Consider the following 26,969-nt stretch of genomic DNA (forward strand, 5'->3'; position numbering starts at 1 on the left):
TAGAGCAACATCCTTCATTTTTAAAGGTTATTTCTAAAAAAGACCTATTGGCTGTTGAAGAAGAAAATAAACAGCGTAAATGGAGGCAGTCTTAAACCGCCAGATGTTTTAGTTCGCTATAGTTATTCTTTAATTTTCTAAGTAATAGACCATATAGAAGAAAATAAATTCCGGCCATGGCTAAGGTTAAAATTATACCGAAGATACCTATGGTAAGCATAACTGTAACCTTTAGTTTTTCTGCGGATATGTTTTCTAGACTGTCTTTTAATTCAGGGAATGCTGAAGCGATATTATCATTAAGATAAACCCCGATAATCATTATAATTATTATGACCATAATCATCGATAAAGAAAAGATGACGTAGTGCTTAACAGTCTTTCTAGTCTTTATTATTTTCTTCATCAAGTTCTTAGAATTATCTAAAACGGAGATTTCCTTAAACCTTTTATAAAATTGGTATATAAAGTAAAATGCTACCAAATAGGTAAATCCGGATAATACTTTAAGGTATTTAGCAATACCAATATTCTCGTAGATTTCCATACCCTCACGAAAAGATGGTAAAAGATACAATAGCTGAGGTACAGTAAATTCTAAGATGCTTATTATCAATATCCATTTAACGATAGAGGAAGATTTCTTCCATATCATTTTATGTATTTCATCATAGCTTAATTTAGGAACGTTAAATTCCTTTTTCTGCCAGTCTTTTTTTAGCAATTCCAGTTCGTCCGTCATACGCTTATGGATTCAAAATGGTTCTTAATTTTGTTTTGATACGATTCATCTTCACTCGTGCATTTACTTCGGTAATACCCAAAGTTTCTGAAATTTCAGTATAATTTTTATCCTCCAGATATAAAAAGACCAATGCTTTGTCAACATCGTTCAATTGCTTAACGGCTTTATACATTAGCTTTAATTGCAATTCTTCGGTCTCGTCATACTCATCTGCCTTGATCTTAAAAATTATAGACTCATAATCAGCGGTATCAATTCTTCTTTTATTTTTTCGGTATAAGGTAATGGCGGTATTTAAGGCCACACGATACATCCAAGTACTAAACTTTGCATCACCCCTAAATTTAGGATAAGCTTTCCATAGCTGAATAGTAATTTCTTGAAACAAATCATTGTGAGAGTCGCGGTCATTTGTGTATAGGGTACAGACTTTATGGACAATATTTTGATTGTCCTGTAGCTCGGTCACAAATTTGTGTTCAAGGTCTTTATTCACTGTTGGTTGGTTGTTCTTAAAACGTTAGTCTAACAAAGGTTTTAATTGTTACAAGAATTTTTAAAAAAATAAAAAAGTGCCAAAGTTATCTTTGGCACTTTTCAACGAAATTTAATTTGAATACTATTTTCTATAATCTAATGCAGGAGCTCTATCTCCCAATAACGGAATATATTTAAAATCAGCTCCTCTTTTTTCTAAGAATTCAGCTCTGGCCGCTGCAACTAGTTTTTTATCCTTTAATAAATCAATAGCTGTCATCGTCAATGTCTTTGCAGCTATCATCATACCTTTATTACCAATTGATGTGCCACCTGCAGCAACAGCTTGCCAGCTATGTGCTGGTGTGCCAGGTACCCATGTAGCAGTACTGAAACCAACTGTAGGTACGGTAAAACTAACGTCGCCAACATCTGTTGATCCAAATGCTTTGGCTTCGGTCTTGTAAGGTTGAACATTTTTTGCAGTAGCTAAATCCGCTTTTTCTTGACCTAAAGTTTTTGCGATTTTATCCGCAAATGCCTTTTCTTCGGCTGTATATTCCATCCCTCCGACTTCAGATAGATTTTCGTGCATTACCTTTTGTAAGGTTAAGTTAGCCAATAGCTCGTGTGTACCGCCGATCATTTCATAATCCATAGTGGTACCAGTGCCTAATGCTGCACCTTCAGCAGCTTTGACCATACGGTCAAAAATATCAATAACAACATCACGTCTATTGTGGCGAGCATAATAATATACTTCAGCAAAATCAGGAATAACGTTTGGTGCTTTTCCTCCATCTGTTATTACGTAGTGAATTCTAGCTTCTTGTGGAATGTGCTCACGCATCATATTTATCATCATGTCCATAGCTTCTACTCCGTCTAAGGCAGAACGACCTTTGTCTGGTGATGCTGCGGCATGTGCAGAAACACCGTGAAATCTAAATTTAGCAGACTTGTTTGCCAATGCTGCACCGGCACTTGCTGCATTCTGAGCACCTGGGTGCCAATGTAAAGCAATATCTACATCGTTAAAAAGTCCTTCACGAACCATATATACTTTACCAGACCCACCTTCTTCCGCTGGTGTACCGTAAAAGCGAATGGTACCTTTAGATTTGTTTGCTTCTAGCCAATCTTTAGTAGATATGGCAGCAGCTGTAGAGGCTGTACCAAATAAATGGTGTCCGCATGCATGTCCTGCCGCAGCACCTGCAGATTCTTTTTCTGAAACAGCTTTTTGAGAAAGACCAGGTAAGGCATCAAATTCTCCCATAATTGCAATTACCGGGCTTCCGCTACCATATTCGGCAACAAATGCCGTTGGTATACCTGCAACACCTTTTTTAATAGTGAATCCGGCATCTTGTAATGTCTGTTGTAGAAGTCCGGAACTTTTTTCTTCTTGGTATCCCATTTCTGCGAATTCCCAAATATTTTGAGCAATTATTCCGTATTCATCACTTTTTTGCTCTAATTTTTTAATAATGTCTTTTTCACTCTTTTGAGCTTTCATAGAATAAAAGGAAGTACCGAGTACCGCCAGTAAAATAAGGGATTTACGCATTTTGGTGTTTGTTTGAGTTAGGCCTTAAAGATACTAAAAACACATTATTATTTTAAAGTAGAATTCCATTTGTTTAATTTAGCGTTCAAGTATTCATACTATGAACATACCCCTTTCAAGCTATCCTAGAATTGTAATTATAGGAGGTGGTTTTGGCGGAGTTTCTCTGGCTAAAAAATTAAGTAAGCAAGAAGTACAGGTCGTTCTTATCGATAGGAACAATTATCATACTTTTCAACCCTTATTATATCAAGTATCTACAGGAGGTCTTGAGCCGGATTCTATAGCATACCCATTGCGTAAAGTTTTAATAGGTTATGACAATTTCTATTTCCGATTGGCCGAGGTAGATCATATCGATACCGCTAATAAAAAAGTACATACAAATATTGGTGATATAAGTTTTGATTATTTAGTAGTAGCAACGGGATCAGAAACTAATTTCTTTGGTAATAAGCAAATAGAGAAGAATGCGATGTCTATGAAATCTATACCGCAATCTTTGAATCTTCGTAGTTTAATATTAGAGAATTTTGAACAGGCGCTACTTACAGATGATTATCATGAAAGAGATGCGTTAATGAATTTCGTGATTGTAGGAGGCGGACCAACAGGGGTAGAGCTATCTGGTGCTTTGGCAGAAATTAAGAAAGGTATTTTGCCAAAAGATTATCCTGATTTGGATACCAGAAGAGCGCAAATAAATATTGTGCAAGGTGGTGATTGTTTATTACCGGGTTTTAGTGCACAGGCATCAAAAAAAGCGGAAGATTTCTTAGAAAAATTAGGAGTTCAAGTTTGGAAAGGTGTTCGTGTTACCGGCTATGATGGTAAAACCGTGACCACAAAAACAGACCTTAAATTTGATGCCGCTACCGTAGTTTGGGCTGCAGGAGTAAAAGGCTCAGGTATTAAAGGTTTAGATGCGGAAGGCGTAATTGCTGGCGGTAATAGAATTAATGTAAACGAATTCAATCAAGTTATAGGTCACCCAAACATTTTTGCTATAGGTGATATTGCATGTATGGCAACCGAAGATAACCCTCGCGGACACCCAATGGTAGCGCAACCTGCAATACAGCAAGGTAAATTGTTGGGTAAAAATCTTGTAAACTTAATAGAGAACAAACCTATGAAACCATTTGTCTATTTTGACAAGGGTAGTATGGCAACCATTGGAAGAAATAAAGCGGTTTGCGATATAAAGAAATTTAGGTTTCAAGGTGTTTTTGCTTGGTTTGTTTGGATGTTTGTACACCTTTTTTTCTTGATCGGATTTAGAAATAGAATGGTAGTATTTATAAATTGGGTGTATAATTACATCAGGTTTGATCGAGAGGCACGGTTGATCATCCGTCCATTTAAGAGAGACTACAGTCAGTTTAAAGATTAACTACTAATTACTTCTAAGGTACATGCAGAAGAGGAGTCACAAATAGCGGACTTACCATTGTCATTTGCCGGGTTATCAATATCTGGTTATGCATGTCCAGTTCTTGCAATTGGTGGTATCCATAAATCTTTTATAACGTAATTTGGAGTGTCTGAATCACTGAAATTAAGGCTTCAAAATTTTTGTGACATGTTTATATTAAGTGAAAGGTTCAGGTCTAGTATATTGGCTAAAGTGTACTTAAATGAAAAATTATATCTGTTTAGTGATTTAGAAGCAGAGGTTGCTACAGAAAAGGCAGGAGTTGCACAAACACCATGTCGTCTTGATATTGTGCCTGGTGCTGATTATGATATCAATGAAAATTTCATGATAGAGTTGAAGAGTAATGTTCAGCTAAACAAGTCAAATTTTGGTATGTGTGGTGAGACTAAGTTGGCAATGGCTACGGTATATACTATTGGTAGTAAAAGGAAATTTTAATGACTTTTTCTGGGGTGATAGGTGTTCATAACCTCGGCTAAATGGGTACGGTCTACATGCATGTATATTTCTGTTGTAGTAATACTTTCATGACCTAACATTTGTTGAATTGATCTTAAGTCGGCTCCGTTTTCAAGTAAGTGAGTGGCAAAAGAATGTCTAAAGGTATGTGGACTAATACTTTTCTTCAAGTCAATTTTAACCGCTAAGTTTTTTACAATAGTAAATATCATGGCACGGGTAAGTTGCTTTCCACGACGGTTAAGAAAAAGAATATCTTGAAAACCTTCTTGAATATTTAAATGGACTCTGATTTCATTTCTATAAATATCAATGTATTTTTTGTTTACAGAACTTACAGGTACAAAGCGCTGTTTGTCACCTTTACCGGTAACTTTAATAAAGTCTTCCTCAAAAAACAGATCAGAAATTTTTAATCCAATAAGCTCAGAAACTCGTAATCCGCAGCCATATAAAGTTTCTAGCATAGCTCTGTTACGCTCTCCTTCTGCAGAGCTCAGATCAATTGCACAAATTAATTTATCTATTTCATTTTCTGAAAGTGTATCTGGTAATTTGCGCCCAATTTTAGGAGATTCAATTAAATCTAACGGATTGTCTTTCCGGTAATCTTCAAAAATTAAATAATTGAAAAAACTTTTGAGTCCAGATATAATTCGAGCTTGAGACCTTGGATTGACCACTTTGGCAATTTCATAAATAAATTGTTGTACAGTGTTCTTGTCAATAAGAATTGGAGTAACATTAATATCATGAGTCTCAAGAAAAGACATCAATTTTTCAATATCCATAGTGTAGCTCTGAATAGAGTTTTTTGATAGACCACGTTCAAGTTTTAAATAAGTGGTATAATCTTTCAGTGCATGTTTCCATTTCATGGCTTAAAGATAAAGAATACATTAGTTCAGTTGGCTGTAAAGTAAAGCGTATAGAAGTATAAAAGGGTATTATAAAGCTTATTTTTTTTAAATGCTACTTTTTATAACCTACCTATTTGAATGATGTACAACTACTTTTGCCGTATTCACAACAAAGATGCCTGTAAGTTTAGTCTTACCTTTATTTTTGTGATAAATAATCAAACCAACCCATGAATAAGTATTTTGTTTTACTATTTGCCTTATGTTTTTCAACCGGAATTTTTGCTCAAGAAGGATTTAAATTCGGTATACAGGCTGGTATACCCTTAGACGATTATAATGAAGCGGTAAGTGTTGTACTTGGAGCTGATTTCTCATACATGTATCCGCTAGGTGAAGTGGTAGATGTAGGACCTGCTGTTGGTTATATTCATGGTTTTGCCGAAACATTTCAAACAACGATTATTAGAGAGGAGCAAGAAGCTGTTCAGTTTTTACCATTATCTGCAGGTGTTCGTTTTTGGACATCAAATTATTTCTCGTTTGGTGGTAACGTAGGTTATGCCATGGGCATTAATGACGGTAATGAAGGTGGCTTATATTACAGACCAACAATTGCTTATTTAATGAGTTCAAGTGTAGAGGTTAATTTATCGTATACTGGTATTGATGTTGAGGAAACAACATGGTCAACCGTGACTTTAGGAATTGTCTACAATTTTGAGCCAAAATATAGAACTCGTCGTTAAAGAAATACTTTTTCAAGCAAGATTAATTTACTTTCTGTATTTCTAATTCATTGTATGGTAACATTCATTATTTTTGATATATGAAGATTATCATAATAAATGGCCCCAACCTTAATCTTTTAGGTAAAAGGGAGCCAGAAGTATACGGTTCTGAAACTTTTGAAGATTATTTTTCAAAATTACAATTCAAGTTTAAAGATGTTGAATTGGAATATTTTCAATCTAATATAGAAGGAGAGTTGATATCCAAGATTCAAGAAACCGGCTTTTCCTATGATGGTATCGTTTTGAATGCGGCGGCGTATACACATACTTCTGTTGGTATAGGTGATGCGGTAAAGGCGGTAGAAATTCCAGTTATAGAAGTCCATATCTCTAATACACACCAACGCGAAGAGTTTAGGCATATATCTTACATATCACCTGCAGCACGTGGTGTTATACTTGGATTTGGCTTAAAAAGTTATGATTTGGCTATCGAGAGCTTTTTATTTTAACTCAAAAATGAGCTAAAGGACTTCTAAGTATTTGAAATTTTTAAAGGCACTGTTAGTGGCTTTATATTTTCATTTATTTACCAGAATTGTTAAATAGAAAAATTATTCTGAAGTGTTGTCTTCAGCTCTTAAATATTTCTCTTCAACGTAGAATGTAGCAAAGGGTAGGAGAGATGCTAATCCGAAAATGAATACTTTTTTAAAGCTCCATTTATGGGTAAACCCAACGATTAGCGTCAGTGCAATAAAGGCAATGAAAAGTACGCCGTGCGCGTAACCTACCAATTTATTTGGACCTGGTATTTCTGCCCAATATTTTAAAGGCATGGTTACCCCGAACAACGCCAAATAGGAGATTCCTTCTAAAATTGCCGTTGCTCGAAATAATTTTAACATGCTGTACTGTATTGTGATTAATTATAAGTGGATAACCTCGTCATAAGCTGCTGCAGTTGCTTCCATAACAGCTTCGCTCATAGTTGGGTGTGGGTGAATAGCTTTTAGTACTTCGTGCCCTGTAGTTTCAAGTTTACGACCAAGAACCGCTTCAGCAATCATATCTGTAACACCTGCACCGATCATATGGCAACCTAGCCATTCGCCGTACTTGGCATCATATATAACTTTAACGAATCCTTCATAAGCTCCGGCAGCTTTTGCCTTACCACTTGCAGAGAAAGGAAATTTACCAACTTTAATTTCAATACCTTTTTCTCTAGCTTGCTTTTCCGTTAAACCAACAGAGGCAATTTCAGGAGAACAGTATGTACAACCTGGTATGTTACCGTAATCTAATGGTTCAACGTGCATTTCTGCTAACTTTTCTACACATAAAATACCTTCGGCAGATGCAACATGTGCAAGTGCAGGCCCAGGTGTAACGTCACCAATGGCAAAGTATCCTGGTATGTTTGTTTGGTAGTAGTCATTTACCAAAATCTTATCTCTATCGGTAGCAATACCAACGTCTTCTAAACCTATATTTTCAATATTGGTTTTAATACCAACAGCAGATAATACAATATCAGCTTCAAGAACTTTTTCTCCTTTTGCTGTTTTTACCGTAGCTTTTACACCACTACCAGAAGTATCAACAGAAGTAACTTCAGCAGATGTCATAATCTTAACCCCTGCTTTTTTAAAGCTTCTTTCTAATTGCTTAGAAACATCTTCATCCTCAACTGGTACAATATTCGGTAAATATTCAACAACGGTAACCTCGGTTCCCATAGAGTTGTAGAAGTAAGCGAATTCAATACCGATAGCACCACTACCAACAACAATCATTTTCTTTGGTTGCTTGTCTAAGGTCATAGCCTGTCTGTACCCAATAATTTTCTTGCCATCTTGTGGTAAGCTAGGTAGTTCTCGACTTCTTGCTCCTGTTGCAATAATGATATTGTTAGCACTGTATTCAGTAGTAGAACCATCTTCAGCCTTAACAGAAACTTTTTTTCCTGGTTTTAAAGTACCGTAACCTTTGATTACTTCAATTTTATTTTTTTTCATCAAGAACTGAACACCTTTGCTCATTCCATCAGCAACACCGCGACTCCTTTTAACAACCGCATCAAAATCTTTATCGGCACCTTTAATTTTTAAACCGTAATCTTCTGCATGTTTCAAGTATTCAAATACTTGTGCAGATTTCAACAAAGCTTTGGTAGGTATACAACCCCAATTTAAGCAAACGCCGCCTAAACTTTCTTTTTCAATAATGGCAGTCTTAAAGCCTAATTGTGCAGCCCTAATTGCGGTAACATATCCGCCAGGACCACTACCTAAAACGATAATATCGAAAGTGCTCATATTTTGATTTTTTGTAGTTTTTATTGAAGTGCAAAAATACAAAACCAAATTGAGATTGATTGTAGGATTTTAAAATATGACCTTTATTATGAAATTGTGATATTTTGAAAAAGTTCTAGTTAGTTTACTATGAATGTTATAGAAACAAACAAGAGACCTAAAAAGGTCTCTTGTTTGTACTATATTTTAGTAAAAAATTATTCTGCGGGAACAAAATTTAAAGCTACACCATTTATACAGTGACGCAAACCTGTTGGGTCTGGTCCGTCTTCAAAAACATGACCTAAGTGACCTCCACAGGTACCACAATGTTCTTCCGTTCTTTTATAGCCAATTTTATAATCTACATCATAGGCAACGTTACCTTCGATCTCTTCATAAAAACTTGGCCATCCGGTACCAGAATCAAATTTTGTGTAACTTTTAAATAGAGGCGTGGAACATGCGGCACAGACATAAGTCCCTTTTTCTTTATTCTTTAAAAGCTCGCTAGAAAAAGGGTTTTCAGTAGCAGCTTCACGAAGTACGTAATACTCAGAATCTGTTAGTTCTTTTTTCCATTCGCTATTCGTTTTCTGTATGGCAAATTCTTTTTTATCACTCGTTTTTGTTAAGGAGGCCATCTCTTTTTGTTGAGAGTTGCCTTTACAGCTTACAAAGAGTACCAATAGGGCAATTGCAATATTTATTTTCATCTTTTCAATTTTTTAATTCTGTCGGTGAAATTACCTATTCCTTTCAAGGTAATATATCTACGAGTTTTTTAGAGTTAAAGTTTTAATAAATGGTTATATAAAAGCCTTTGAGAAGTGCTCAAAGGCTTTAGCTTAAATAGGTTAATTACCCAGGGATATTATTATAATGTTACTTTCTGAACTTCTTCTTCTGTAACACCTAAATGTGCCATTACGGAATTAATGTTAGAAGTGTCTAATTTGCCGGTGGTTGATTCTGCCGGTAAAACAGCAATTCTAAAAACTTGATTGTCAGTATCGCCTGGTTGTAAAGTAGCTAGGTCAAAATCTGACTCTAAGAAAATACTAACATCTAAAAAGGTGTAGTCAAAGTTATATTGTAAAAGCCCTTGATCTAATATTCTTGTTTGCGGCATTAATCTCCAAATATCAACAGATTCACCGTTACTATCTTCGGTTACATCCCAAAGCATATAAACCAAAACTACATCAGTTTCAAAAACTTCTATAGTTTGTGGAAACTCGTAAAATATAGAATAGTCATTATCTAAAGTAAAGGTGCCTTCAATATCCACTACTTGACCTAAGATGTTTATGCCGTCTTCTCCAGCAATTCCTGGGTCACCATCAAACCCTTGTGGTCCTTGTGGTCCTTCACATGATATAATAAACAACGCGGCTAGTGCTCCAATAAATAATTTTAGTTTTCTCATAATATTATAATTTTATGGTTTGAGTTTTAATTTTGAATAGTTGTTTCAAAAAGCGTTCCAATTTTGGTATTTAGGTAATTAAATCGGATATTAACCTCTATATTCTCAACAAAAAAGAATTGAAGTCGGTCGTCTTTAAAAGATGATTAGCTTTACAAAAATAAACACTCTATATGCCTAACGTACAAGTTCACTCACTTTTCACTGATTTTGACATTGATCTTTTTAAAGGAGGTAAGCATTATCGGTTATATGAAAAGTTGGGTTCACATTTGGTAGAAGTAGATGGTGTAACCGGTACATACTTTGCTGTATGGGCTCCGTCTGCAAAGCAAGTATCCGTTATCGGTAATTTTAATTCGTGGAACGTAGAAGAGCACCAATTAAATGTTAGATGGGATTCTAGTGGTATTTGGGAAGGATTTATACCTAATATAGGTAAGGGTGAAATATACAAGTATAAAATACAATCTAATAATAACGATATCTGGACAGAAAAAGCAGATCCTTTTGCTAGATATTGCGAGCACCCGCCAAACACAGCTTCCATAATTTGGACAGCTGAGCATGATTGGAAAGATGATGCGTGGATGGGGTATAGACAAGATAAAAACGGATTAGATAAACCTTATTCCGTTTATGAAGTGCACTTGGGGTCTTGGAAAAAGAATGCCGAGAATAAGTTTTTGACCTATAAAGAGTTTGCAATAGACCTTGTAAATTATGTTAAAGATATGGGGTATACCCATGTTGAGTTTATGCCGGTAATGGAATATCCTTACGATCCATCTTGGGGATATCAGCTAACCGGTTATTTTGCGCCGACATCAAGATTTGGTTCTCCAGAAGAATTTAAGTTTTTGGTAGATGCTTTTCATCAAAACGATATAGGTGTAATTTTAGATTGGGTACCTTCTCATTTTCCAGAAGATGCTCACGGGCTTGGCTTTTTTGATGGTTCTAATTTATATGAACACCCAGATAGAAGAAAAGGCTACCATACGGATTGGAAGAGTTTGATATTTAATTATGGCAGAAATGAGGTTAGAGCTTTTCTGATAAGTAATGCTATATTCTGGTTGGATCAATTTCATGTAGATGGTCTTCGTGTAGACGCTGTGGCGTCTATGTTGTATTTAGACTATTCTAGGGAAGATGGAGAGTGGGAGCCTAACATGTATGGTAATAACGAGAATTTAGAGGCAATGTCGTTTATTCGTGAATTGAACGAAGCCGTATACTCTAATTTTGAAGGTGTACAGACCATTGCTGAAGAATCTACCGCATTTACGGGCGTGTCTAAGCCAGTACAACACGGCGGGTTAGGTTTTGGAATGAAATGGATGATGGGTTGGATGCATGACACCCTGCAATTTTTTCAAAAAGAACCAATTTATAGAAAACACCATCAAAACGATTTAACCTTTAGTATGACCTATGCTTTTACCGAGCATTTCATGTTGCCTTTTTCACATGATGAGGTAGTTTATGGCAAACAGTCGTTGGTATATAGAATGCCAGGTGATGAATGGCAGCGTTTTGCGAATCTAAGATTGTTGTTTGGGTATATGTTTACGCACCCCGGAACCAAATTAATGTTTATGGGTGGTGAATTTGGGCAAACGGCAGAATGGAATTTTGAGCAAAGTTTAGACTGGCATTTGCTGCAGTATGATGGTCATAAAGGAATTCAAGATTTTGTAAAGGATTTAAACCATTTATATAAAAGTGCACCAGCGTTGTACGAGAAACAATTTAGTCCAGAAGGCTTTCAGTGGATAGATTATAGTGATCACGAAAATTCTGTTTTAACTTATGTACGTAAAGGTCATGATGAGAAAAACGATTTGGTCATTGCATGTAATTTTACTCCGGTACCGCGAGAAAATTATAGAATAGGAAATCCTAAGAAAGGGAAATTAGTAGAGGTTTTAAATAGTGATGATGCCAAATATGGTGGTGGCGGTAATGTGAACGGTAAAGTAAAATCATCTACTAAACCATCTCACGGATTTAAAAAGTCTATAGAAATTACAATTCCGCCTTTAGGTATTGTAATACTGAAATAACTTATAGCAATTGCAGAATATTTAGGCAATTTTAAAGTGTTTCTGTGGTTTTAATAATTTGATATTTTTTAATTTATAAGTTCATGATTACAAATACAGAGCTTGAGTATAAAGGTAATTTATACCCAAACCATATCGTTGAATTTTCACAAGACTCAGATAAATTATACTTCACTACAGACAACGGTGTTGTCTTACAGATAACAATATTAAGAGGTAGTATTATTCGTTTTAGGTATGCTACAAATTATAATTTTCAACCAGATTTCTCGTATGCCATAGACCCAGATGCTACAATGGGATATAGTAAGTTAGAAGTTGTAGAGAATGACACCGAGTATATTATCTCTACGGCAAGACTGAGTGTTTTAGTAGATAAGATGACCTTAAGAACTCAAATTTCTGATTTAGAAGGTAATATCATCTGCGAAGACGAATTAGGTTTTCATTGGGAAGAAAATTATGAGTACGGTGGTAATACCGTAAAATTGAGTAAAATAACTCAATCAGGAGAAAGTTTTTACGGCATGGGTGATAAAGCCATGCATAGTAACTTAAAGGGCAAAAGAGTTGAAAATTGGGTAACCGATCAATTTGCATTTGCAAAGGAGCAAGATCCATTATATAAAGCAATACCATTTTACGTCGGTTTAAATAAAGGCAAGGCATACGGTATTTATTTTGATAATAGTTTTAGAACAGGTTTCGATTTTTCGCAGGAACGAAGAAATATAACCAGCTTTTGGGCAGATGGTGGTGAAATGAATTATTATTTCATTTTTGGACCAGATATGTCAAAAGTGGTAAGTTCTTATTCTAGTTTAACTGGAACACCAGAGTTGCCGCCTATGTGGGCATTGGGTTTTCATCAGTCTAAATGGAGTTATTATCCAGAGAGTAATGTAAAAGAGGTGGCTAGTGAGTTTAGAAAACTTCAAATTCCGTGTGATGCTATCTATTTGGATATAGACTACATGGACGGATTCAGATGTTTTACTTGGGATAAAAACCATTTTCCCGATCCAAAGCGAATGATTCAAGAATTGGAAGATGATGGTTTTAAAACTGTAGTAATGATTGATCCAGGTATTAAAGTGGATCGTAATTATTGGATATATAACGAAGCCTTAGAGAATGATTATTTCTGTAAAAGAGGCGATGGTCCATTAATGCATGGTAAGGTATGGCCGGGAGAATGTAATTTTCCAGATTTTACCAATCCTGCAGTACGTGAGTGGTGGGCTGAGCTATATAAAGAGTTTATGTCAGAATTAGGTGTTCATGCCGTTTGGAATGATATGAACGAACCTGCAGTAATGGAAGTACCGACAAAAACGGCACCATTAGATACACGTCATGATTATGATGGTCACCCTTGTACACACCGTAAAGCACATAATGTCTACGGTATGCAAATGGTTAGGGCTACTTATGAAGGGGTCAAAAAATATGTATACCCTAAAAGACCATTTGTAATTACAAGAGCTGCATTTGCAGGTACACAACGATATTCTTCTACTTGGACAGGAGATAATGTTGCTACTTGGGAGCATTTATGGATAGCCAACGTTCAGGTACAGCGCATGTGTTTAAGTGGATATTCTTTTGTAGGGTCTGATATTGGTGGATTTGCTGAGCAGCCAGATGGCGAATTATTTGCCAGATGGATACAATTAGGTATATTTCATCCCTTTTGTAGAGTACACTCAAGTGGTGATCATGGAGATCAAGAACCATGGTCATTTGGTACCGAGATTACGGACATCGTTAGAAAATTTATAAATCTGCGATATCAGTTGCTTCCGTATTTATACACTATGTTCTATAAATACACAAAGGAGAATATACCAATGATCCAGTCTTTGGTATTCTTTGACCAAGAAGATAACCAAACTCATTTTAGAACAGACGAGTTTATATTTGGAGAAAAAATATTAGTTTGTCCTATACAAGAACCTAATGCACAAGGACGTAGAATGTATATTCCAAGAGGAGATTGGTATGACTTTTGGACTAATGAACAAGTAGAGGGAGGTAAAGAGAAGTGGGTCACAGCAGAGATAGATATGCTTCCAATCTTTGTAAAAGCGGGGTCTATAATTCCTAAATATCCTATTCAGCAATACGTTGGTGAGAAGGTAGTAGAAGAATTGATTTTAGAGGTGTATTATAAGGAAGGCACTGAAGCATCAGAGGTATATGAAGATGCAACTAATGGTTATGATTATAAAAAAGGACGATATTCTTTAAGTAATTATAAATTGACCGGTAAGGATAATTCATTGACCATTCAGTTATTTAAAGATGGCACTTTTGATACGGAATATAAAAAAATGAAACTTAATTTTCATGGTCTTCCGTTTGAGATTGATAAGGTTATGATAGATAATGAAGAAGTGTTATTACATAAAATATCGACCAATGATAATCACGATTTGCTTATAGACAAAAACTTTACGCTATTGCATTTATCGGCAAAACAATAACTTTGTAGATTATTACCATTAACTAAATTTAATAATATGAGAAAATTAGTATTAATAGTATTCGTCTTTATTGGCGTTTCTGCCTGTAAGGTAAATCCTTTTACAGGTCAAAAAACACTTAACTTTTACCCTAACAGTCAGGTATTTCCATCTGCATTTGCACAGTATGATCAGTTTTTAACCGATAATAATGTTGTAACCGGTACAACAGATGCTCAGATGATAACAAGAGTAGGTCAGCGTATTTCTAGTGCTGCAGAACGTTGGTTGACTGCAAACGGACACCCAGGTTATTTAGCGGATTATAAATGGGAGTATAATTTAGTAAAAGATGAGACCGTAAACGCTTGGTGTATGCCAGGAGGTAAAATTGTATTTTACACGGGTATCTTACCAATTACGCAAACAGAAACCGGTGTAGCGGTAGTTATGGGTCATGAAGTAGCCCATGCATTGGCTGATCATGGAGCACAACGTATGAGTGCAGGTACATTACAGCAGTTAGGTGCTGTGGCCGGTAACGTTGCAATTAAAAATCAACAAACCTTAGGCTTGTTCAATCAAGCTTACGGTGTAGGTACACAATATTTAGGAATGTTACCATTTAGTAGAAGTCACGAAACTGAAGCAGATAGAATAGGCTTGCAGATTATGGCTATTGCCGGTTACGACCCTTATGAAGCTGCAGAGCTTTGGAAAAGAATGAAGGCAAACAGTGGAGGAGAGGCTCCGCCAGAATTCATGAGTACACACCCTTCTAATGATACAAGAATTAATAACTTAACGGCTTGGGCACCAGATGCTGAAGCGGAAGCTGCAAAATTTGGGGTAATGAAATTTCAATAAAACGTTAAGGATTATTGTATATTGAAGCCGTTCAGAAATGAACGGCTTTTTATTTTTATATATGGGGAAGACACTAGTTGCAAAAGGAAGTAAAAAATTATTGAACGCTTGGGCTTTTTATGATTGGGCCAATTCAGTGTATACGCTAACCATAGCCTCCTCTATTTTTCCCATTTATTACTCTACGCTTTTTGCATCTAAAGATGAATTGGTTTCGGCTTTCGGTTTTGAAATGAAACAGACCGTACTCATTTCAATAGTTACTGCTTTTACTTTTCTTGTCGTAGCTTTTTTATCGCCCTTATTATCTGGTATAGCAGATTACGTAGGTAATAAAAAAATGTTCATGAAGTTTTTTTGTTACACTGGTAGTGTAGGTTGTATAGGGCTTTATTGGTTTGATCTAGAACAAATTCATCTCAGCCTTTTGTTTTATTTTATGGGATTGATAGGATATTGGGGAAGTCTAGTTTTTTATAATTCATATCTGCCAGATATAGCTTTTGAAGATCAGCAAGATAGTATTAGCGCTAAAGGTTTTTCAATGGGGTATTTTGGTAGTGTTCTTCTACTATTGCTGAACTTGGCTATGGTTATGAAACCAGAGTGGTTTGGGTTTAATATTGGTGAAACTGAAGACACTTTAAACTTGGCTAAAGTAGAGGCAATGAGAATATCGTTTATAACCGTTGGGGTATGGTGGTTGCTTTTTAGTCAATATACATTTTGGGTACTGCCTAAAGGAGTAGGTAAGGGTCATAAAATAACTAGAGATGTGTTGTTCAACGGACTTAAAGAACTAAAAGTAGTTTGGGGGCAATTAAAAGAAAATGAAAGACTAAAACGTTATTTAAATGCCTTTTTTGTTTTCAGTATGGCGGTACAAACAATTATGTTGGTTGCGGTATATTTTGGAGAAAAGGAAATTGCTTGGGGAACGGAAAGTGAAAAAACTACAGGTTTGATTATTAGTGTGTTGGTTATACAATTGGTGGCAATTGTTGGTGCTGTAATCACCTCTAAGGCATCTGATAAATATGGTAATATTAAAACTTTGATAGTTATAAATGCCATATGGATGTTGCTATGTATCTACGCATATTTTATGGTTACACCAACGCAATTTTATATTGCAGCTGGTTTTGTAGGTTTGGTAATGGGAGGTGTTCAGTCTTTAGGGAGGTCAACATATTCAAAATTCTTACCAGAAACAGAAGATACTACCTCGTATTTTAGCTTTTATGACGTTGCTGAGAAAATAGGAATAGTTATAGGTATGGCACTCTTTGCTTTAATAGATCAGGTAAGTGATATGCGTAATGCTATTTTGTTTTTATTCTTATTCTTTTTGGGAGGAATAATTTTATTATTGAGAGTAGATGAATCAAAGAAGCCCCTTTAAAAGAGGCTTTTTTGAATTGATTGTTCGCTATTTTGATTTTATTCTTTTACCCCTTAGATATGTCTCCCGAACCTGAAGTTTTAGTATTTACTTTCTCAGGATTTCCTCTGTAAGAAATATCTCCAGAGCCAGATACACGGGCTTTAATGGATTTATTTGCCGTAACTTGAATATCTGCAGAACCAGATACTGTGGCTTCAACGTTATCAGCTTCAAGCTCATATGCTTCTATGTCTCCGCTACCAGAAATAGTAGCTCCAAAGTCGGTAGTTCTTCCGCTTAAAGTAATATCGCCAGATCCTGACATTGACGCTGAAATGGAATTTGAATCGATATCCAAAGTAATATCTCCTGATCCTGACATTGCAGTACTGAATTTATCGGCTTTAATTTTTGTTTTTCCAACGATATCACCAGAACCTGACATGGCAACATGGCTAATTGATTCTACAGGTACGCTGATGTGAATTCCAGATTTCCAATTGCTTGATTTTAGATTAACGCCTTTTTCTGTTTTAATGACCAATTTGCCATCTTTTACTTCGGTGATAATATATTCTAAAAGATTTTCTTCACCTTTTAAAGTAATCTCTCCTTCGTTGCCAGAAACCAAGTCAACATCAAACCAGCCTGATACTGCTACTCCGTCATAATCGCCAGTATTTCTTTCAATAGTAATATTGTTTCCATTTCCTTTAATAGTTTTTCCCCATTGTGCTGAACAGGAAAGGGAGATTAACCCCGTACATAGTAATACACTTAACTTTTTCATGATATTCATTTTTAATTGATTGATTGATATTTATTTTTTTGTAAAGCTTATTCCGCCATAGTCACTTGATAGTGTCATTCTATTTCCACTTCCTTTAGATCCGTAAAAGCCTTCGTAGTGTTTGTCGGAAGATTTTTCAGTACTTATGTTGATGGTGAAATCGTCTTTACCGCTAACTCCAGAATAACTGGTGGATATATCGAAATCAAAATGATATTCTCTGTTATAACCAATTTTAATACCTGTGTAATCTGTCCTTATCTCCACATTACCGGCATCTGCAGCTAGTTCGTCAATACGAATAGAACCATAGTCGGCTCCAATTGATACATTACCATGCACGGTGCCTAATTTTACTGTAATGTAATCACCATTGCCATCTATATTTTTTAACTCTGAAACATCCATATTTCCATAATCACTGGTATATTCTAAATTATCCATGGTGCCTATACTGGCATTTGTATAATCGGCATTTATAGCTAGGTTTCCGGCTTTTTCAATGGTAAAACCTGAGTAGTCTGCTCTAATCTCTCCACTATTGACGTAGCCAATGGTAGATTTAGAAGTATAATCGAAATTTAATTTATTGTTTCTACCTCTAAGCTCACCTAATTCTAATCTACCGTAGTCACAACTAATTCTGGCATGACCATCTATTCTATCCAATATAATATTACCATAGTCGTTGCTAAGGTTGACATTGTTTTTGACAGGTATTTTTATGGTGTAATTGATCTGCATATTTACATTGCTGTTATTTCCCCAGCTCCATCCCCAGCCATTACTACTTTTATTGAAAATAGTTTCTGCAGATACGCGTTCGTTACTAGCTTCAAAATCAACAGAAATCTCATCAAGTTTTTTCTGAACCTTATCTTCGTTGTTTCCGTTGGTCTTAATATGAACTTCAATAACAACTTTGTTCTCGTTCCAGGAGGTGATGTTTAAATTGCCGTAAGAGTTGTCTATTTTAAGTAAAGCATTGGCATTTACATTAAATTCTTTTTTAATGGTTTTTTCTCTGGTATGTTTACCGTCAAAAGAATTATTGGCGGTAGCCACGGTTGTGAACGCTAGCATTAATAGCCAAGTGTATTTATATAGTAAAGTTTTCATCATTCGATTTTTTTATTGATTTAATATTTTCAATCTGTATCATTACTTCGTTAAGAAGGTCTATTCTAGTTTGGAAATTTGTGATCATAGCGCTTAATATTAGTTTGCTATTACCACCGTTTAAAAGGTCTTGTTCCATTTTTGTATAGTTCAATTGAAGTTTTTTCAATTGCGCCATGGTATCATTAATAATTCTTTCTGTTTCTGGTGATTTTTCAGAATTCAGTTCGTTGATCTGCTCTTCGATTAGGTTTGCAAAATAAAATTGTGTCTTAGAAGCTTCCGGAGAAATTTCGGCAACTTTTTCTTCAATACTATTGGCGGTGTTCAATTGAAATATTCCAACAGATAATAGAATAGCAATAGAAGCGGCAACGGATAAGAATAACATCCAAGGATTCTTTTTCTTTGGTTCAAGCGTTGCCACGCCTTTAGATTCGTTTAATTTTTCTAAAAAACGTTGTTGGTGCCCACTGGTGGGTTCCGCATAATCCATTTTGTCCTGTAGCTCAATAAAAAGCTCGTCAATAGTATCTTTCTTCATTAGACCGCGAGTATTAATTTTTTTCTAAGACTTTCTTTAGCACGTGAAACAGTAGTTCTGCAATTGGCATAACTAATATTCATGATTTCGCAAATTTCATCATAATCAAATCCTTCAATTAGATGTAAGGTCAAAGAAATTCTGTAATTGTCTTTTAAATCTTTCATGGTTTCCATCACTTTTTGAGCCTTTAGTTCTGTAAACACATGGTCAGATGCAATTCCGTCATTATCTTCGACCTTGTACAATACTTCATCTAAAGCAACTTCATTCTTTTTTTGTTGCTTTCTATATTGATGTATGCTGTTGTTGATAACAATACGTTTCAACCAGGATCCAAAAGTTACTTCCCCTTTAAAAGTATGCAGTTTCGTAAATGCGCTTAAAAACGATTCTTGCATAATGTCTTCTGCTTGGGCAGTATCTTTTACAATTCTGAGTGCAGTATTGAACATGGCCTTGTAATACCTGTTATACACTTCTAGCTGTGCACTTTGTTTACCGGCTATGCACAATTGCACTAGCTCATCAATATGTTCCTTTTGTTGGCTCAAAAAGTGATTGGTTTATTGAAAGATGATTCAATTTACGGTTTGTTACAGTTTGGTAGAATTATTATTAAAAATTCTTTCTTTTTTATAAAATTCAATTTTTAAAATGAAATAATTCAGTTGGCATAAGAATTGAAATACTTATGTGCAGATGAAGATGTAAAAAGCTGTATTCGCTTAGTTTTCATGGCTATTACAGTATTTATTTATAATTTATAAAAATAAAGTTCTGATCGCTTAATGACAGAATGACCGATATATGAGTATGGAAGATTCTAAATTTTCAAATTTTGACAATATGTCTTTACAAGGAATAGATCAAGATTCTGAGCTTATACCACTATTGACTCCAGAAGATGAGGAGCAAATGAATAGTGAAACCCTGCCAGAAACTTTACCAATTTTACCTTTAAGAAATACCGTGCTTTTTCCTGGTGTGGTAATACCTATTACAGCAGGTAGAGATAAAAGTATACAATTGATAAAAGATGCCAATAATGGCTCTAAGGTCATTGGTGTGGTTTCACAGAAAGATGAGGAAACGGAAAATCCGGATGTACAAGATATTAACACTTTAGGTACGGTAGCAAGAATTTTACGTGTGCTACAGATGCCAGATGGTAATACTACCGTAATCATACAAGGTAAAAAACGATTTGAGATTGCTGAGGTACTTACCAAAAAACCATATTTTACGGCAACGGTAAGAGAGACCGAAGAAGTAAGACCAGAAAAGAATAATAAGGAATTCTTGGCTATAATCGAGTCAATCAAAGAATTGGCATTAAAGATTATTAGAGATAATCCTAATATTCCTAGTGAAGCATCTTTTGCCATTAAGAATATTCAAAGTAATTCATTCTTAATAAATTTTGTGTCCTCTAATCTAAATTTAGATGTAAAGGCGAAACAAGATTTATTAGAGATAGGTAGCTTACAAGAAAGAGCATTGGCAACATTGAAATATATGAATGTTGAAATGCAAAAACTGGAGCTTAAGAATGATATACAGTCTAAGGTTAGAAATGACTTGGACCAGCAGCAAAGAGAATATTTTTTACATCAGCAAATGAAAACCATTCAAGAAGAATTGGGAGGCGTTTCATATGATGAGGAATTGGAGGAGATGAAAATCAAATCTAAAAAGAAGAAGTGGGGTAAAAAGGTAAAGGAACATTTTGATAAAGAACTAGCTAAGATGAAGAGAATGAATCCGCAAGTGGCGGAATATTCTATTCAACGAAATTATTTGGATCTATTATTGGAATTGCCTTGGAAAGAATATTCAAAAGATAAGTTCGATTTAAAAAGAGCACAGAGAATATTAGACCGTGATCATTATGGTCTAGAAGATGTTAAGAAGAGAATCATTGAATATTTAGCGGTATTAAAACTGCGAAACGATATGAAGTCTCCAATTTTATGTCTTTACGGACCTCCAGGAGTTGGTAAAACATCATTAGGAAAATCTGTTGCAGAGGCATTAGGTAGAGAATATGTGCGTATGTCACTTGGTGGATTGCGTGATGAAGCTGAGATTAGAGGTCATCGTAAAACTTACATAGGTGCAATGCCAGGTAGAATTATCCAAAGTCTTAAAAAGGCAGGCACATCTAATCCTGTTTTTATTTTAGATGAAATAGATAAGTTGTCGAACAGCAATCAGGGAGATCCTTCTTCTGCGATGCTTGAGGTTTTAGATCCTGAACAGAATAGTGACTTTCATGATAATTTCTTAGAGTTGGGTTATGACCTTTCTAAAGTAATGTTCGTTGCTACGGCCAATAATTTAGGAAGTATACAGCCAGCACTTAGAGATCGTATGGAGATTATAAATGTGAGCGGATATACCATTGAAGAAAAAGTGGAGATTGCTAAAAAGCATTTATTACCAAAGCAATTGACCGAGCATGGTTTAGATGCTAGTCACTTAAAAATAGGAAAGCCACAACTTGAGAAAATTGTTGAAGGGTATACGCGTGAATCTGGTGTGCGTTCTTTAGAAAAGCAAATAGCCAAAATGGTACGTTATGCCGCTAAATCTATTGCTACAGAAGAAGCGTATGATATTAAAGTAAGCAATGAAGATATTATAGAAGTATTGGGAGCACCAAAAATGGAGCGTAACAAATATGAAAATAATGAAGTTGCGGGTGTAGTTACAGGTTTAGCTTGGACCAGTGTTGGTGGTGATATTTTGTTCATAGAATCTATACTTTCAAAAGGTAAAGGGTCTATGAGTATCACCGGTAACCTAGGTAAGGTCATGAAAGAATCTGCTACCATTGCCATGGAATACATAAAATCTAATGCAGAACGTTTTGGTATTGATCCATCTGTATTTGAAAAGTATAATGTACATATACATGTGCCAGAAGGTGCAACGCCAAAAGATGGACCAAGCGCTGGTATTACCATGCTAACTTCTTTGGTTTCATTGTTTACTCAAAAGCGAATAAAAAAGAGTTTGGCAATGACGGGTGAGATTACGTTACGTGGTAAAGTATTGCCTGTTGGTGGAATAAAGGAGAAGATTCTTGCAGCTAAAAGAGCAAAAATCAAAGAGATTATTCTTTGTGCGGATAATGAGCGTGATATTAAGGAAATCAAAGAATCTTACTTAAAAGGATTAACTTTTCATTACGTAAAGGAAATGTCTGAAGTTATTGATATTGCCATTACGGATGATAATGTGAAAAACGCAAAGGAATTGTAATCTAGCTTTTCTTTATATTTTTGAAACAATGAAAAAAATTACCATTGCAATAGACGGATTCTCTTCTACGGGAAAAAGCACTTTGGCCAAGCAATTAGCGAAAAAGCTAGAATATGTATATGTGGACACAGGTGCAATGTACCGTGCGGTTACTTTATTTGCTATGAAATCTGGTTTTGTAGATGCAGGTAAAGTTGATGAAGACGCATTGGTGAATTCACTAGGTGACATTGAGCTGAATTTTATCTTTAATTCAGATGTAGGGTTTGCCGAAATGTATTTGAATGGTGAAAATGTAGAGAAAGAAATTAGAACCATGCCGGTGTCCAAGAATGTTAGTCAGGTTTCTGTAATACAAGCCGTACGAGAGAAGCTAGTAGCTATGCAGCAAGCAATGGGTATGGATAAAGGTATAGTGATGGACGGTAGAGATATTGGTACTGTAGTGTTCCCAAATGCAGAACTTAAAATTTTCATGACGGCTTCACCAGAAAAAAGAGCGGTAAGAAGATATAAAGAATTGCTGGATAGGGGAGAAGATGTTGATTATGAAGATATTCTTGAAAATGTTCAAAAACGAGATTTTATAGATAGTAATCGGGCAATTTCACCTTTAAAAAGGGCAGAAGATGCCATTGAGTTTGATAATAGTGATTTAGGACTAGAGGATCAGTTTCAAAGAATCTATGAACATTCGCTTCGGGTTATTGGGAAGCAAGCATAAAAAAAGAGGTTAGCATTGCTAACCTCTTTTTATTTATATAGTATTGATACTATTTGTTTGGAATAACCAATACTTGATCTGGATGAATAACATCCGGATTCTTCAAGATACCAGTATTTGCTTCAAAAATCTCTTTGTATTTCATTGCATCACCATAGTAGTGTTTCGCTATTTTGCTTAAAGACTCACCACCTTTAACTACGTGTCTGTGATATACAGAATCGTCTTCAACAGAGATATTAGCTTTGATGTCAGAAGGGCTTTCACCACCTAGTTGCTTAATTTTATCCCACATTAGGTCTTTTTCATATGGTGTTTTTGCTTGTCCTTTAATTTTAAGAACATCACCTTCAACAGTTACATCACCGTCTTTTATACCTAATTGCTCACCAAGATCCAATACACCTTGATATTTTGCCTTAACACTCATAATTTTACTTTTTTTTAATGGTTATTATAATACTTCTAAGATAAGCATATTTAAGATGTATAACTCCAAAATCATGCCATAATCCATAAATGAACGTGTAATAAATAGTTGTGTTGTCTAATTTAAATAAAATGATTATTTTTGCACACCTTTTTTGCAAGGAAGTCAAGAGAAAAAGGGATTAGATAAATAAATATAACAACTTTCATAGTCGTTGCTTAAATCTTGATAAGGTTATGGAATACAAATTATTAATCAGCAAATGGCTGAAGAAAAAACAAACGCAGAGGTAGAAGCTACTACCGAAGCAACACAACAAGCTGTTGAAACTCCACAGCAAGATCCAAAAGAATTCTTAGAAAACTTTAACTGGGAAAAATACGAGCAAGGAATTGAGCGTGTTGATGATTCTAAATTAAAGGAATTTGAAGAATTAGTTGCCGAAAACTTCGTAGATACTGCCGATGAGGAAGTAGTAGAAGGTAAGGTTGTTTATATTACTGATAGAGAAGCTATCATTGATATCAACGCAAAATCTGAAGGTGTAATTTCGTTGAACGAATTTCGTTACAACCCAGGTTTAAAAGTTGGTGACAAAGTAGAGGTATTGATCGATATTCGTGAGGATAAAAGTGGTCAATTAGTATTGTCTCACAGAAAGGCGAGAACTATTATGGCTTGGGACCGTGTAAATGCGGCTCATGACAAAGAGGAAATCGTTAGTGGTTTTGTTAAATGCAGAACTAAAGGTGGTATGATCGTTGACGTATTTGGTATTGAAGCTTTCTTGCCAGGTTCTCAAATTGATGTTAAGCCTATTCGTGATTACGATCAGTATGTTAACAAAACAATGGAATTCAAGGTTGTAAAAATCAATCACGAATTTAAGAACGTTGTTGTTTCTCATAAAGCTCTTATTGAAGCTGATATTGAAGAACAGAAGAAAGAAATCATTAGCCAATTAGAAAAAGGACAAGTATTAGAAGGTGTTGTTAAAAACATTACTTCTTACGGTGTGTTTATTGATCTTGGTGGTGTTGATGGTTTAGTTCATATTACTGACCTTTCTTGGAGCAGAATCAACCACCCGAACGAGGTTGTTGAACTTGACCAGAAATTAAATGTTGTAATTCTTGATTTTGATGAAAACAAATCTAGAATTCAATTAGGTCTTAAGCAATTAGAGAAGCATCCTTGGGAAGCTTTATCTGATGAAATTAAGATTGGTGATAAAGTAAAAGGTAAAGTAGTTGTTATAGCTGATTACGGCGCGTTCATCGAAGTTGTTGAAGGTGTTGAAGGTCTTATCCACGTATCTGAAATGTCTTGGTCTACGCACTTGCGTTCAGCACAAGATTTCGTAAAAGTTGGTGATGAGGTTGAAGCAGTTGTATTGACATTGGATCGTGAAGATCGTAAAATGTCTCTTGGTATCAAGCAATTGACTCCAGATCCTTGGACTGATATTACTACTAAATATCCTGTAGGTTCTAAGCATAAAGGTATTGTAAGAAACTTTACAAACTTTGGTGTTTTTGTTGAGCTAGAAGAAGGTATTGACGGTTTAATTTACATCTCTGATCTTTCTTGGACTAAGAAAATCAAGCATCCATCTGAGTTTACTAACGTAGGTGATACTTTAGAGGTTGAAGTATTAGAATTAGATGTTGATGGTCGTAAGTTAAGCTTAGGTCATAAGCAAACTACTGAAAACCCATGGGATAAATATGAAACTGAATTCGCTTTGGGTACAGTTCATACAGCAACCATTTCTGATGTAGTTGATAAAGGTGCAACAATTGAATTTAACGAAGATATTACTGCATTCATTCCTCAGCGTCATTTAGAGAAAGAAGATGGTAAGAAACTAGGTAAAGGCGATGAAGCTGAATTTAAAATTATTGAGTTCAATAAAGACTTCAAACGTGTAGTAGCTAGTCATACTGCTATTTTCCGTGAAGAAGAGCAACGTAATGTAAAAGCAGCTGTCAAAAGACAAGCAGCTAGCGCAGATGAAGCTAAGCCTACTTTAGGTGATGCTAACGATGCACTACAAGCGTTGAAAGACAAAATGGAAGCTGATTCTAAGAAGAAGTAATTTCATTAGTATACATTCTTGAAAAAGGATGATAGATTAAGGCCCGGATATATATCCGGGCTTTTTGTTTTTTAAGATTTTTGAGTTTGATAGAGATGATATACTTGCAAAGCAATTTAAGTTTCGAGATTGTTGGTGATAGTAGCGTGAAGAGATTATGGTTGGTGCAAAAGATTTATAGGATGAGGCTGCAAAATCATTGCCAGTAGAGTAAATGTAACCAAGTTATAAAGTTATTATAGGTTATATTGACAGTTGTGTTAAAGTAGTGATGTATTCAATTATATATAGTTATGGGGTTAAAATGTAAAAGCCTAGATTATTCATCTAGGCTTTTTTTCAATATCCATAATTTTCAGTTCCTATTAGGGTTCCAAAAAAAATGAATTACTAATGGAGATTTTAATAGTAGAAGTTTAATTCACTTTGAAATTTATTGTTTTAACAAGTATTTCTTATGTTTTTTAGATTAATACACCTTCTTCTTTACAAACCAGATGTCTTCTAAGCTCAAGTTCAACGTTACTAAGTGAAAGTTCTCTTTTACCAATACGTTTTGTAAAAGTCCCTTAGAGCCATAGCTGTATGAAAGATTAATCATGGAGTGTGTACCTCTACTGGTTGGTATACCTATACCCGCTGTAAAATTATAGCCTTCTACTTTGTTGTCGCCTATTGCCAAGTATCCGTTGTCATAATTGTAACCTAGTCTGTATGCTAGTCTTTGACCATATTTGTAGCTAGTAGGGTCTTGAATGAATTCTAACCCGAAGGCATAAATATCTTGGTCTTCATAACTGCCAATATTTTCAGATTGATCGGTGTCTGTCCAAAAGTTTTTCTTGTAGTCTGCGCTAAAAGTCAATTCTTTAATAGGCTTAAGGCTTAGACCAAAACCTAGTTCAAGTGGTAGTTTAAAATCAGAAACATTATCAGAGCTCTCATCTTCAACAGAAATTGCTATTCCAGATATAGATTTGTCCACAGACCTTTTTAGATTGCCATTTAAGCTTGTAGGTAATTGTACTGTGCTACCTATGGTTAATTTATCATTGATATCATATTGAAATCCAAAACCTAATCTTGCACCGCTGTAATTTGTTTTTTCTATAGACTCAAAAGTAGAAGTATTGTAAATAAATGACTCTGTTTCTTCTATGTTTCCAAATAAGAAAGAAGCACTAAGACCTAACCTCAATT

24 protein-coding genes and 1 pseudogene are annotated in these 26,969 nt (G+C 35.1%); 11 read left to right on the forward strand and 14 right to left on the reverse strand.

Annotated elements, in window-relative coordinates; all coding sequences use genetic code 11:
- Nucleotides 1-91 precede the first annotated feature (91 nt).
- From ABJI11_RS00635 to ABJI11_RS00645, 3 genes are all read right to left on the reverse strand, one after another.
- Nucleotides 92-742: a hypothetical protein gene (locus ABJI11_RS00635; RefSeq protein WP_348348552.1), complete on the reverse strand. Its 651-nt coding sequence runs from the start codon at nucleotides 740-742 to the stop codon at nucleotides 92-94.
- Nucleotides 743-746: 4 nt separating this feature from the next.
- Complete coding sequence (locus ABJI11_RS00640; protein WP_276494531.1) at nucleotides 747-1,241, reverse strand: sigma-70 family RNA polymerase sigma factor; 495 nt, start codon at nucleotides 1,239-1,241, stop codon at nucleotides 747-749.
- Nucleotides 1,242-1,364: 123 nt separating this feature from the next.
- Entirely contained in the window at nucleotides 1,365-2,792 is a 1,428-nt protein-coding gene (locus ABJI11_RS00645; protein ID WP_348348554.1) for an amidohydrolase, read from the reverse strand.
- Nucleotides 2,793-2,892: 100 nt separating this feature from the next.
- Between ABJI11_RS00645 and ABJI11_RS00650 the strand changes: the two genes are divergently transcribed.
- Together ABJI11_RS00650 and ABJI11_RS00655 are read left to right on the forward strand one after the other, a co-directional pair.
- A complete protein-coding gene (locus ABJI11_RS00650; RefSeq protein ID WP_348348556.1) occupies nucleotides 2,893-4,185 on the forward strand; it encodes an NAD(P)/FAD-dependent oxidoreductase in 1,293 nt (430 codons plus the stop codon).
- A 189-nt stretch (nucleotides 4,186-4,374) separates the two neighbouring features.
- Nucleotides 4,375-4,668, forward strand: coding sequence for a hypothetical protein (locus ABJI11_RS00655; RefSeq protein WP_348348558.1), 294 nt, complete (start codon nucleotides 4,375-4,377; stop codon nucleotides 4,666-4,668).
- Here ABJI11_RS00655 and xerD read toward each other — a convergent pair.
- Nucleotides 4,665-5,567, reverse strand: a complete 903-nt coding sequence (xerD, locus tag ABJI11_RS00660; protein WP_348348560.1) for a site-specific tyrosine recombinase XerD — start codon at nucleotides 5,565-5,567, stop codon at nucleotides 4,665-4,667. The two genes, ABJI11_RS00655 and xerD, sit on opposite strands and share 4 nt — an antisense overlap.
- A 212-nt stretch (nucleotides 5,568-5,779) precedes the next feature.
- Here xerD and ABJI11_RS00665 point away from each other — a divergent pair, with 212 nt between their 5' ends.
- Together ABJI11_RS00665 and aroQ are read left to right on the forward strand one after the other, a co-directional pair.
- On the forward strand, nucleotides 5,780-6,298 hold the full coding sequence (locus ABJI11_RS00665) for an outer membrane beta-barrel protein (protein WP_348348562.1): 519 nt from the start codon (nucleotides 5,780-5,782) through the stop codon (nucleotides 6,296-6,298).
- A gap of 80 nt (nucleotides 6,299-6,378) precedes the next feature.
- The gene (gene aroQ / locus ABJI11_RS00670) at nucleotides 6,379-6,795 is read left to right on the forward strand and encodes a type II 3-dehydroquinate dehydratase (protein WP_348348564.1); all 417 of its coding nucleotides are present in this window, start codon (nucleotides 6,379-6,381) and stop codon (nucleotides 6,793-6,795) included.
- 102 nt (nucleotides 6,796-6,897) lie between these two features.
- Here aroQ and ABJI11_RS00675 read toward each other — a convergent pair whose 3' ends face one another.
- The 4 genes from ABJI11_RS00675 to ABJI11_RS00690 all read right to left on the reverse strand — a co-directional run bounded on the left by ABJI11_RS00675 (nucleotide 6,898) and on the right by ABJI11_RS00690 (nucleotide 10,012).
- Nucleotides 6,898-7,191, reverse strand: coding sequence for a DUF3817 domain-containing protein (locus tag ABJI11_RS00675; RefSeq protein WP_348348566.1), 294 nt, complete (start codon nucleotides 7,189-7,191; stop codon nucleotides 6,898-6,900).
- 21 nt (nucleotides 7,192-7,212) lie between these two features.
- Nucleotides 7,213-8,604: a dihydrolipoyl dehydrogenase gene (gene lpdA / locus ABJI11_RS00680; RefSeq protein WP_276494523.1), complete on the reverse strand. Its 1,392-nt coding sequence runs from the start codon at nucleotides 8,602-8,604 to the stop codon at nucleotides 7,213-7,215.
- A 197-nt stretch (nucleotides 8,605-8,801) separates the two neighbouring features.
- Nucleotides 8,802-9,299 carry a peptide-methionine (R)-S-oxide reductase MsrB gene (msrB, locus tag ABJI11_RS00685; RefSeq protein ID WP_348348568.1) on the reverse strand — a complete coding sequence of 166 codons (498 nt, stop codon included), beginning with the start codon at nucleotides 9,297-9,299 and terminating at the stop codon, nucleotides 8,802-8,804.
- Nucleotides 9,300-9,460: 161 nt separating this feature from the next.
- Nucleotides 9,461-10,012 carry a collagen-like protein gene (locus ABJI11_RS00690; protein ID WP_348348570.1) on the reverse strand — a complete coding sequence of 184 codons (552 nt, stop codon included), beginning with the start codon at nucleotides 10,010-10,012 and terminating at the stop codon, nucleotides 9,461-9,463.
- Nucleotides 10,013-10,185: 173 nt separating this feature from the next.
- Between ABJI11_RS00690 and glgB the strand changes: the two genes are divergently transcribed.
- The 4 genes from glgB (at nucleotide 10,186) to ABJI11_RS00710 (ending at nucleotide 16,815) form a co-directional block, all read left to right on the forward strand.
- Nucleotides 10,186-12,081, forward strand: a complete 1,896-nt coding sequence (gene glgB / locus ABJI11_RS00695) for a 1,4-alpha-glucan branching protein GlgB (RefSeq protein ID WP_348348572.1) — start codon at nucleotides 10,186-10,188, stop codon at nucleotides 12,079-12,081.
- Nucleotides 12,082-12,164: 83 nt separating this feature from the next.
- The gene (locus ABJI11_RS00700; protein ID WP_348348574.1) at nucleotides 12,165-14,567 is read left to right on the forward strand and encodes a glycoside hydrolase family 31 protein; all 2,403 of its coding nucleotides are present in this window, start codon (nucleotides 12,165-12,167) and stop codon (nucleotides 14,565-14,567) included.
- Between the two features lie 36 nt (nucleotides 14,568-14,603).
- Nucleotides 14,604-15,413 carry a M48 family metallopeptidase gene (locus ABJI11_RS00705; RefSeq protein ID WP_348348576.1) on the forward strand — a complete coding sequence of 270 codons (810 nt, stop codon included), beginning with the start codon at nucleotides 14,604-14,606 and terminating at the stop codon, nucleotides 15,411-15,413.
- A gap of 61 nt (nucleotides 15,414-15,474) precedes the next feature.
- Nucleotides 15,475-16,815, forward strand: coding sequence for an MFS transporter (locus ABJI11_RS00710; RefSeq protein ID WP_348348578.1), 1,341 nt, complete (start codon nucleotides 15,475-15,477; stop codon nucleotides 16,813-16,815).
- Between the two features lie 46 nt (nucleotides 16,816-16,861).
- Here the strand turns inward: ABJI11_RS00710 and ABJI11_RS00715 are convergent, their stop codons facing one another.
- Genes ABJI11_RS00715 through ABJI11_RS00730 form a run of 4 tightly spaced genes read right to left on the reverse strand, consistent with a single transcriptional unit; the run spans nucleotide 16,862 to nucleotide 19,804 of the window.
- Nucleotides 16,862-17,587, reverse strand: coding sequence for a head GIN domain-containing protein (locus ABJI11_RS00715; protein ID WP_348348580.1), 726 nt, complete (start codon nucleotides 17,585-17,587; stop codon nucleotides 16,862-16,864).
- Nucleotides 17,588-17,617: 30 nt separating this feature from the next.
- Complete coding sequence (locus ABJI11_RS00720) at nucleotides 17,618-18,706, reverse strand: hypothetical protein (RefSeq protein ID WP_348348588.1); 1,089 nt, start codon at nucleotides 18,704-18,706, stop codon at nucleotides 17,618-17,620.
- Nucleotides 18,687-19,250 (reverse strand): hypothetical protein, encoded by a 564-nt coding sequence (locus ABJI11_RS00725; RefSeq protein WP_276494509.1) that lies wholly within the window; start codon nucleotides 19,248-19,250, stop codon nucleotides 18,687-18,689. Before ABJI11_RS00725 ends, ABJI11_RS00720 begins: the two co-directional genes overlap by 20 nt.
- A complete protein-coding gene (locus ABJI11_RS00730; RefSeq protein ID WP_276494508.1) occupies nucleotides 19,250-19,804 on the reverse strand; it encodes an RNA polymerase sigma factor in 555 nt (184 codons plus the stop codon). The genes ABJI11_RS00725 and ABJI11_RS00730 overlap by 1 nt, the downstream gene beginning before the upstream one ends.
- Before the next feature lie 262 nt (nucleotides 19,805-20,066).
- On the opposite strand from ABJI11_RS00730, the gene lon reads away from it, so the two are divergent.
- Together lon and cmk are read left to right on the forward strand one after the other, a co-directional pair.
- Complete coding sequence (gene lon, locus ABJI11_RS00735; RefSeq protein WP_348348582.1) at nucleotides 20,067-22,517, forward strand: endopeptidase La; 2,451 nt, start codon at nucleotides 20,067-20,069, stop codon at nucleotides 22,515-22,517.
- Nucleotides 22,518-22,545: 28 nt separating this feature from the next.
- Nucleotides 22,546-23,241, forward strand: a complete 696-nt coding sequence (cmk, locus tag ABJI11_RS00740) for a (d)CMP kinase (RefSeq protein ID WP_348348584.1) — start codon at nucleotides 22,546-22,548, stop codon at nucleotides 23,239-23,241.
- A 49-nt stretch (nucleotides 23,242-23,290) separates the two neighbouring features.
- On the opposite strand, the gene ABJI11_RS00745 is transcribed toward cmk, so the two are convergent.
- Nucleotides 23,291-23,671, reverse strand: a complete 381-nt coding sequence (locus ABJI11_RS00745) for a LysM peptidoglycan-binding domain-containing protein (protein WP_348348586.1) — start codon at nucleotides 23,669-23,671, stop codon at nucleotides 23,291-23,293.
- A 262-nt stretch (nucleotides 23,672-23,933) separates the two neighbouring features.
- Here ABJI11_RS00745 and rpsA point away from each other — a divergent pair, with 262 nt between their 5' ends.
- Nucleotides 23,934-25,769 (forward strand): 30S ribosomal protein S1, encoded by a 1,836-nt coding sequence (gene rpsA / locus ABJI11_RS00750; protein WP_036155742.1) that lies wholly within the window; start codon nucleotides 23,934-23,936, stop codon nucleotides 25,767-25,769.
- A 469-nt stretch (nucleotides 25,770-26,238) separates the two neighbouring features.
- Here rpsA and ABJI11_RS00755 read toward each other — a convergent pair.
- Nucleotides 26,239-26,969, reverse strand: a pseudogene (locus ABJI11_RS00755) (hypothetical protein); the annotation flags it as partial.

This window comes from Maribacter sp., assembly GCF_039968975.1.
Taxonomy (GTDB): Bacteria; Bacteroidota; Bacteroidia; order Flavobacteriales; family Flavobacteriaceae; genus Maribacter.

What these genes read in the sequence shown, in the direction of transcription:
- ABJI11_RS00635 (WP_348348552.1), bottom strand. Translation starts at nt 742, where the DNA reads ATGACGGACGAACTGGAATTGCTAAAAAAAGACTGGCAGAAAAAGGAA.
- ABJI11_RS00645 (WP_348348554.1), bottom strand. Translation starts at nt 2,792, where the DNA reads ATGCGTAAATCCCTTATTTTACTGGCGGTACTCGGTACTTCCTTTTAT.
- ABJI11_RS00650 (WP_348348556.1), top strand. Translation starts at nt 2,893, where the DNA reads ATGAACATACCCCTTTCAAGCTATCCTAGAATTGTAATTATAGGAGGT.
- ABJI11_RS00655 (WP_348348558.1), top strand. Translation starts at nt 4,375, where the DNA reads ATGTTTATATTAAGTGAAAGGTTCAGGTCTAGTATATTGGCTAAAGTG.
- xerD (WP_348348560.1), bottom strand. Translation starts at nt 5,567, where the DNA reads ATGAAATGGAAACATGCACTGAAAGATTATACCACTTATTTAAAACTT.
- ABJI11_RS00665 (WP_348348562.1), top strand. Translation starts at nt 5,780, where the DNA reads ATGAATAAGTATTTTGTTTTACTATTTGCCTTATGTTTTTCAACCGGA.
- aroQ (WP_348348564.1), top strand. Translation starts at nt 6,379, where the DNA reads ATGAAGATTATCATAATAAATGGCCCCAACCTTAATCTTTTAGGTAAA.
- ABJI11_RS00675 (WP_348348566.1), bottom strand. Translation starts at nt 7,191, where the DNA reads ATGTTAAAATTATTTCGAGCAACGGCAATTTTAGAAGGAATCTCCTAT.
- lpdA (WP_276494523.1), bottom strand. Translation starts at nt 8,604, where the DNA reads ATGAGCACTTTCGATATTATCGTTTTAGGTAGTGGTCCTGGCGGATAT.
- msrB (WP_348348568.1), bottom strand. Translation starts at nt 9,299, where the DNA reads ATGAAAATAAATATTGCAATTGCCCTATTGGTACTCTTTGTAAGCTGT.
- ABJI11_RS00690 (WP_348348570.1), bottom strand. Translation starts at nt 10,012, where the DNA reads ATGAGAAAACTAAAATTATTTATTGGAGCACTAGCCGCGTTGTTTATT.
- glgB (WP_348348572.1), top strand. Translation starts at nt 10,186, where the DNA reads ATGCCTAACGTACAAGTTCACTCACTTTTCACTGATTTTGACATTGAT.
- ABJI11_RS00700 (WP_348348574.1), top strand. Translation starts at nt 12,165, where the DNA reads ATGATTACAAATACAGAGCTTGAGTATAAAGGTAATTTATACCCAAAC.
- ABJI11_RS00705 (WP_348348576.1), top strand. Translation starts at nt 14,604, where the DNA reads ATGAGAAAATTAGTATTAATAGTATTCGTCTTTATTGGCGTTTCTGCC.
- ABJI11_RS00710 (WP_348348578.1), top strand. Translation starts at nt 15,475, where the DNA reads ATGGGGAAGACACTAGTTGCAAAAGGAAGTAAAAAATTATTGAACGCT.
- ABJI11_RS00715 (WP_348348580.1), bottom strand. Translation starts at nt 17,587, where the DNA reads ATGAAAAAGTTAAGTGTATTACTATGTACGGGGTTAATCTCCCTTTCC.
- ABJI11_RS00720 (WP_348348588.1), bottom strand. Translation starts at nt 18,706, where the DNA reads ATGAAAACTTTACTATATAAATACACTTGGCTATTAATGCTAGCGTTC.
- ABJI11_RS00725 (WP_276494509.1), bottom strand. Translation starts at nt 19,250, where the DNA reads ATGAAGAAAGATACTATTGACGAGCTTTTTATTGAGCTACAGGACAAA.
- lon (WP_348348582.1), top strand. Translation starts at nt 20,067, where the DNA reads ATGGAAGATTCTAAATTTTCAAATTTTGACAATATGTCTTTACAAGGA.
- cmk (WP_348348584.1), top strand. Translation starts at nt 22,546, where the DNA reads ATGAAAAAAATTACCATTGCAATAGACGGATTCTCTTCTACGGGAAAA.
- ABJI11_RS00745 (WP_348348586.1), bottom strand. Translation starts at nt 23,671, where the DNA reads ATGAGTGTTAAGGCAAAATATCAAGGTGTATTGGATCTTGGTGAGCAA.
- rpsA (WP_036155742.1), top strand. Translation starts at nt 23,934, where the DNA reads ATGGCTGAAGAAAAAACAAACGCAGAGGTAGAAGCTACTACCGAAGCA.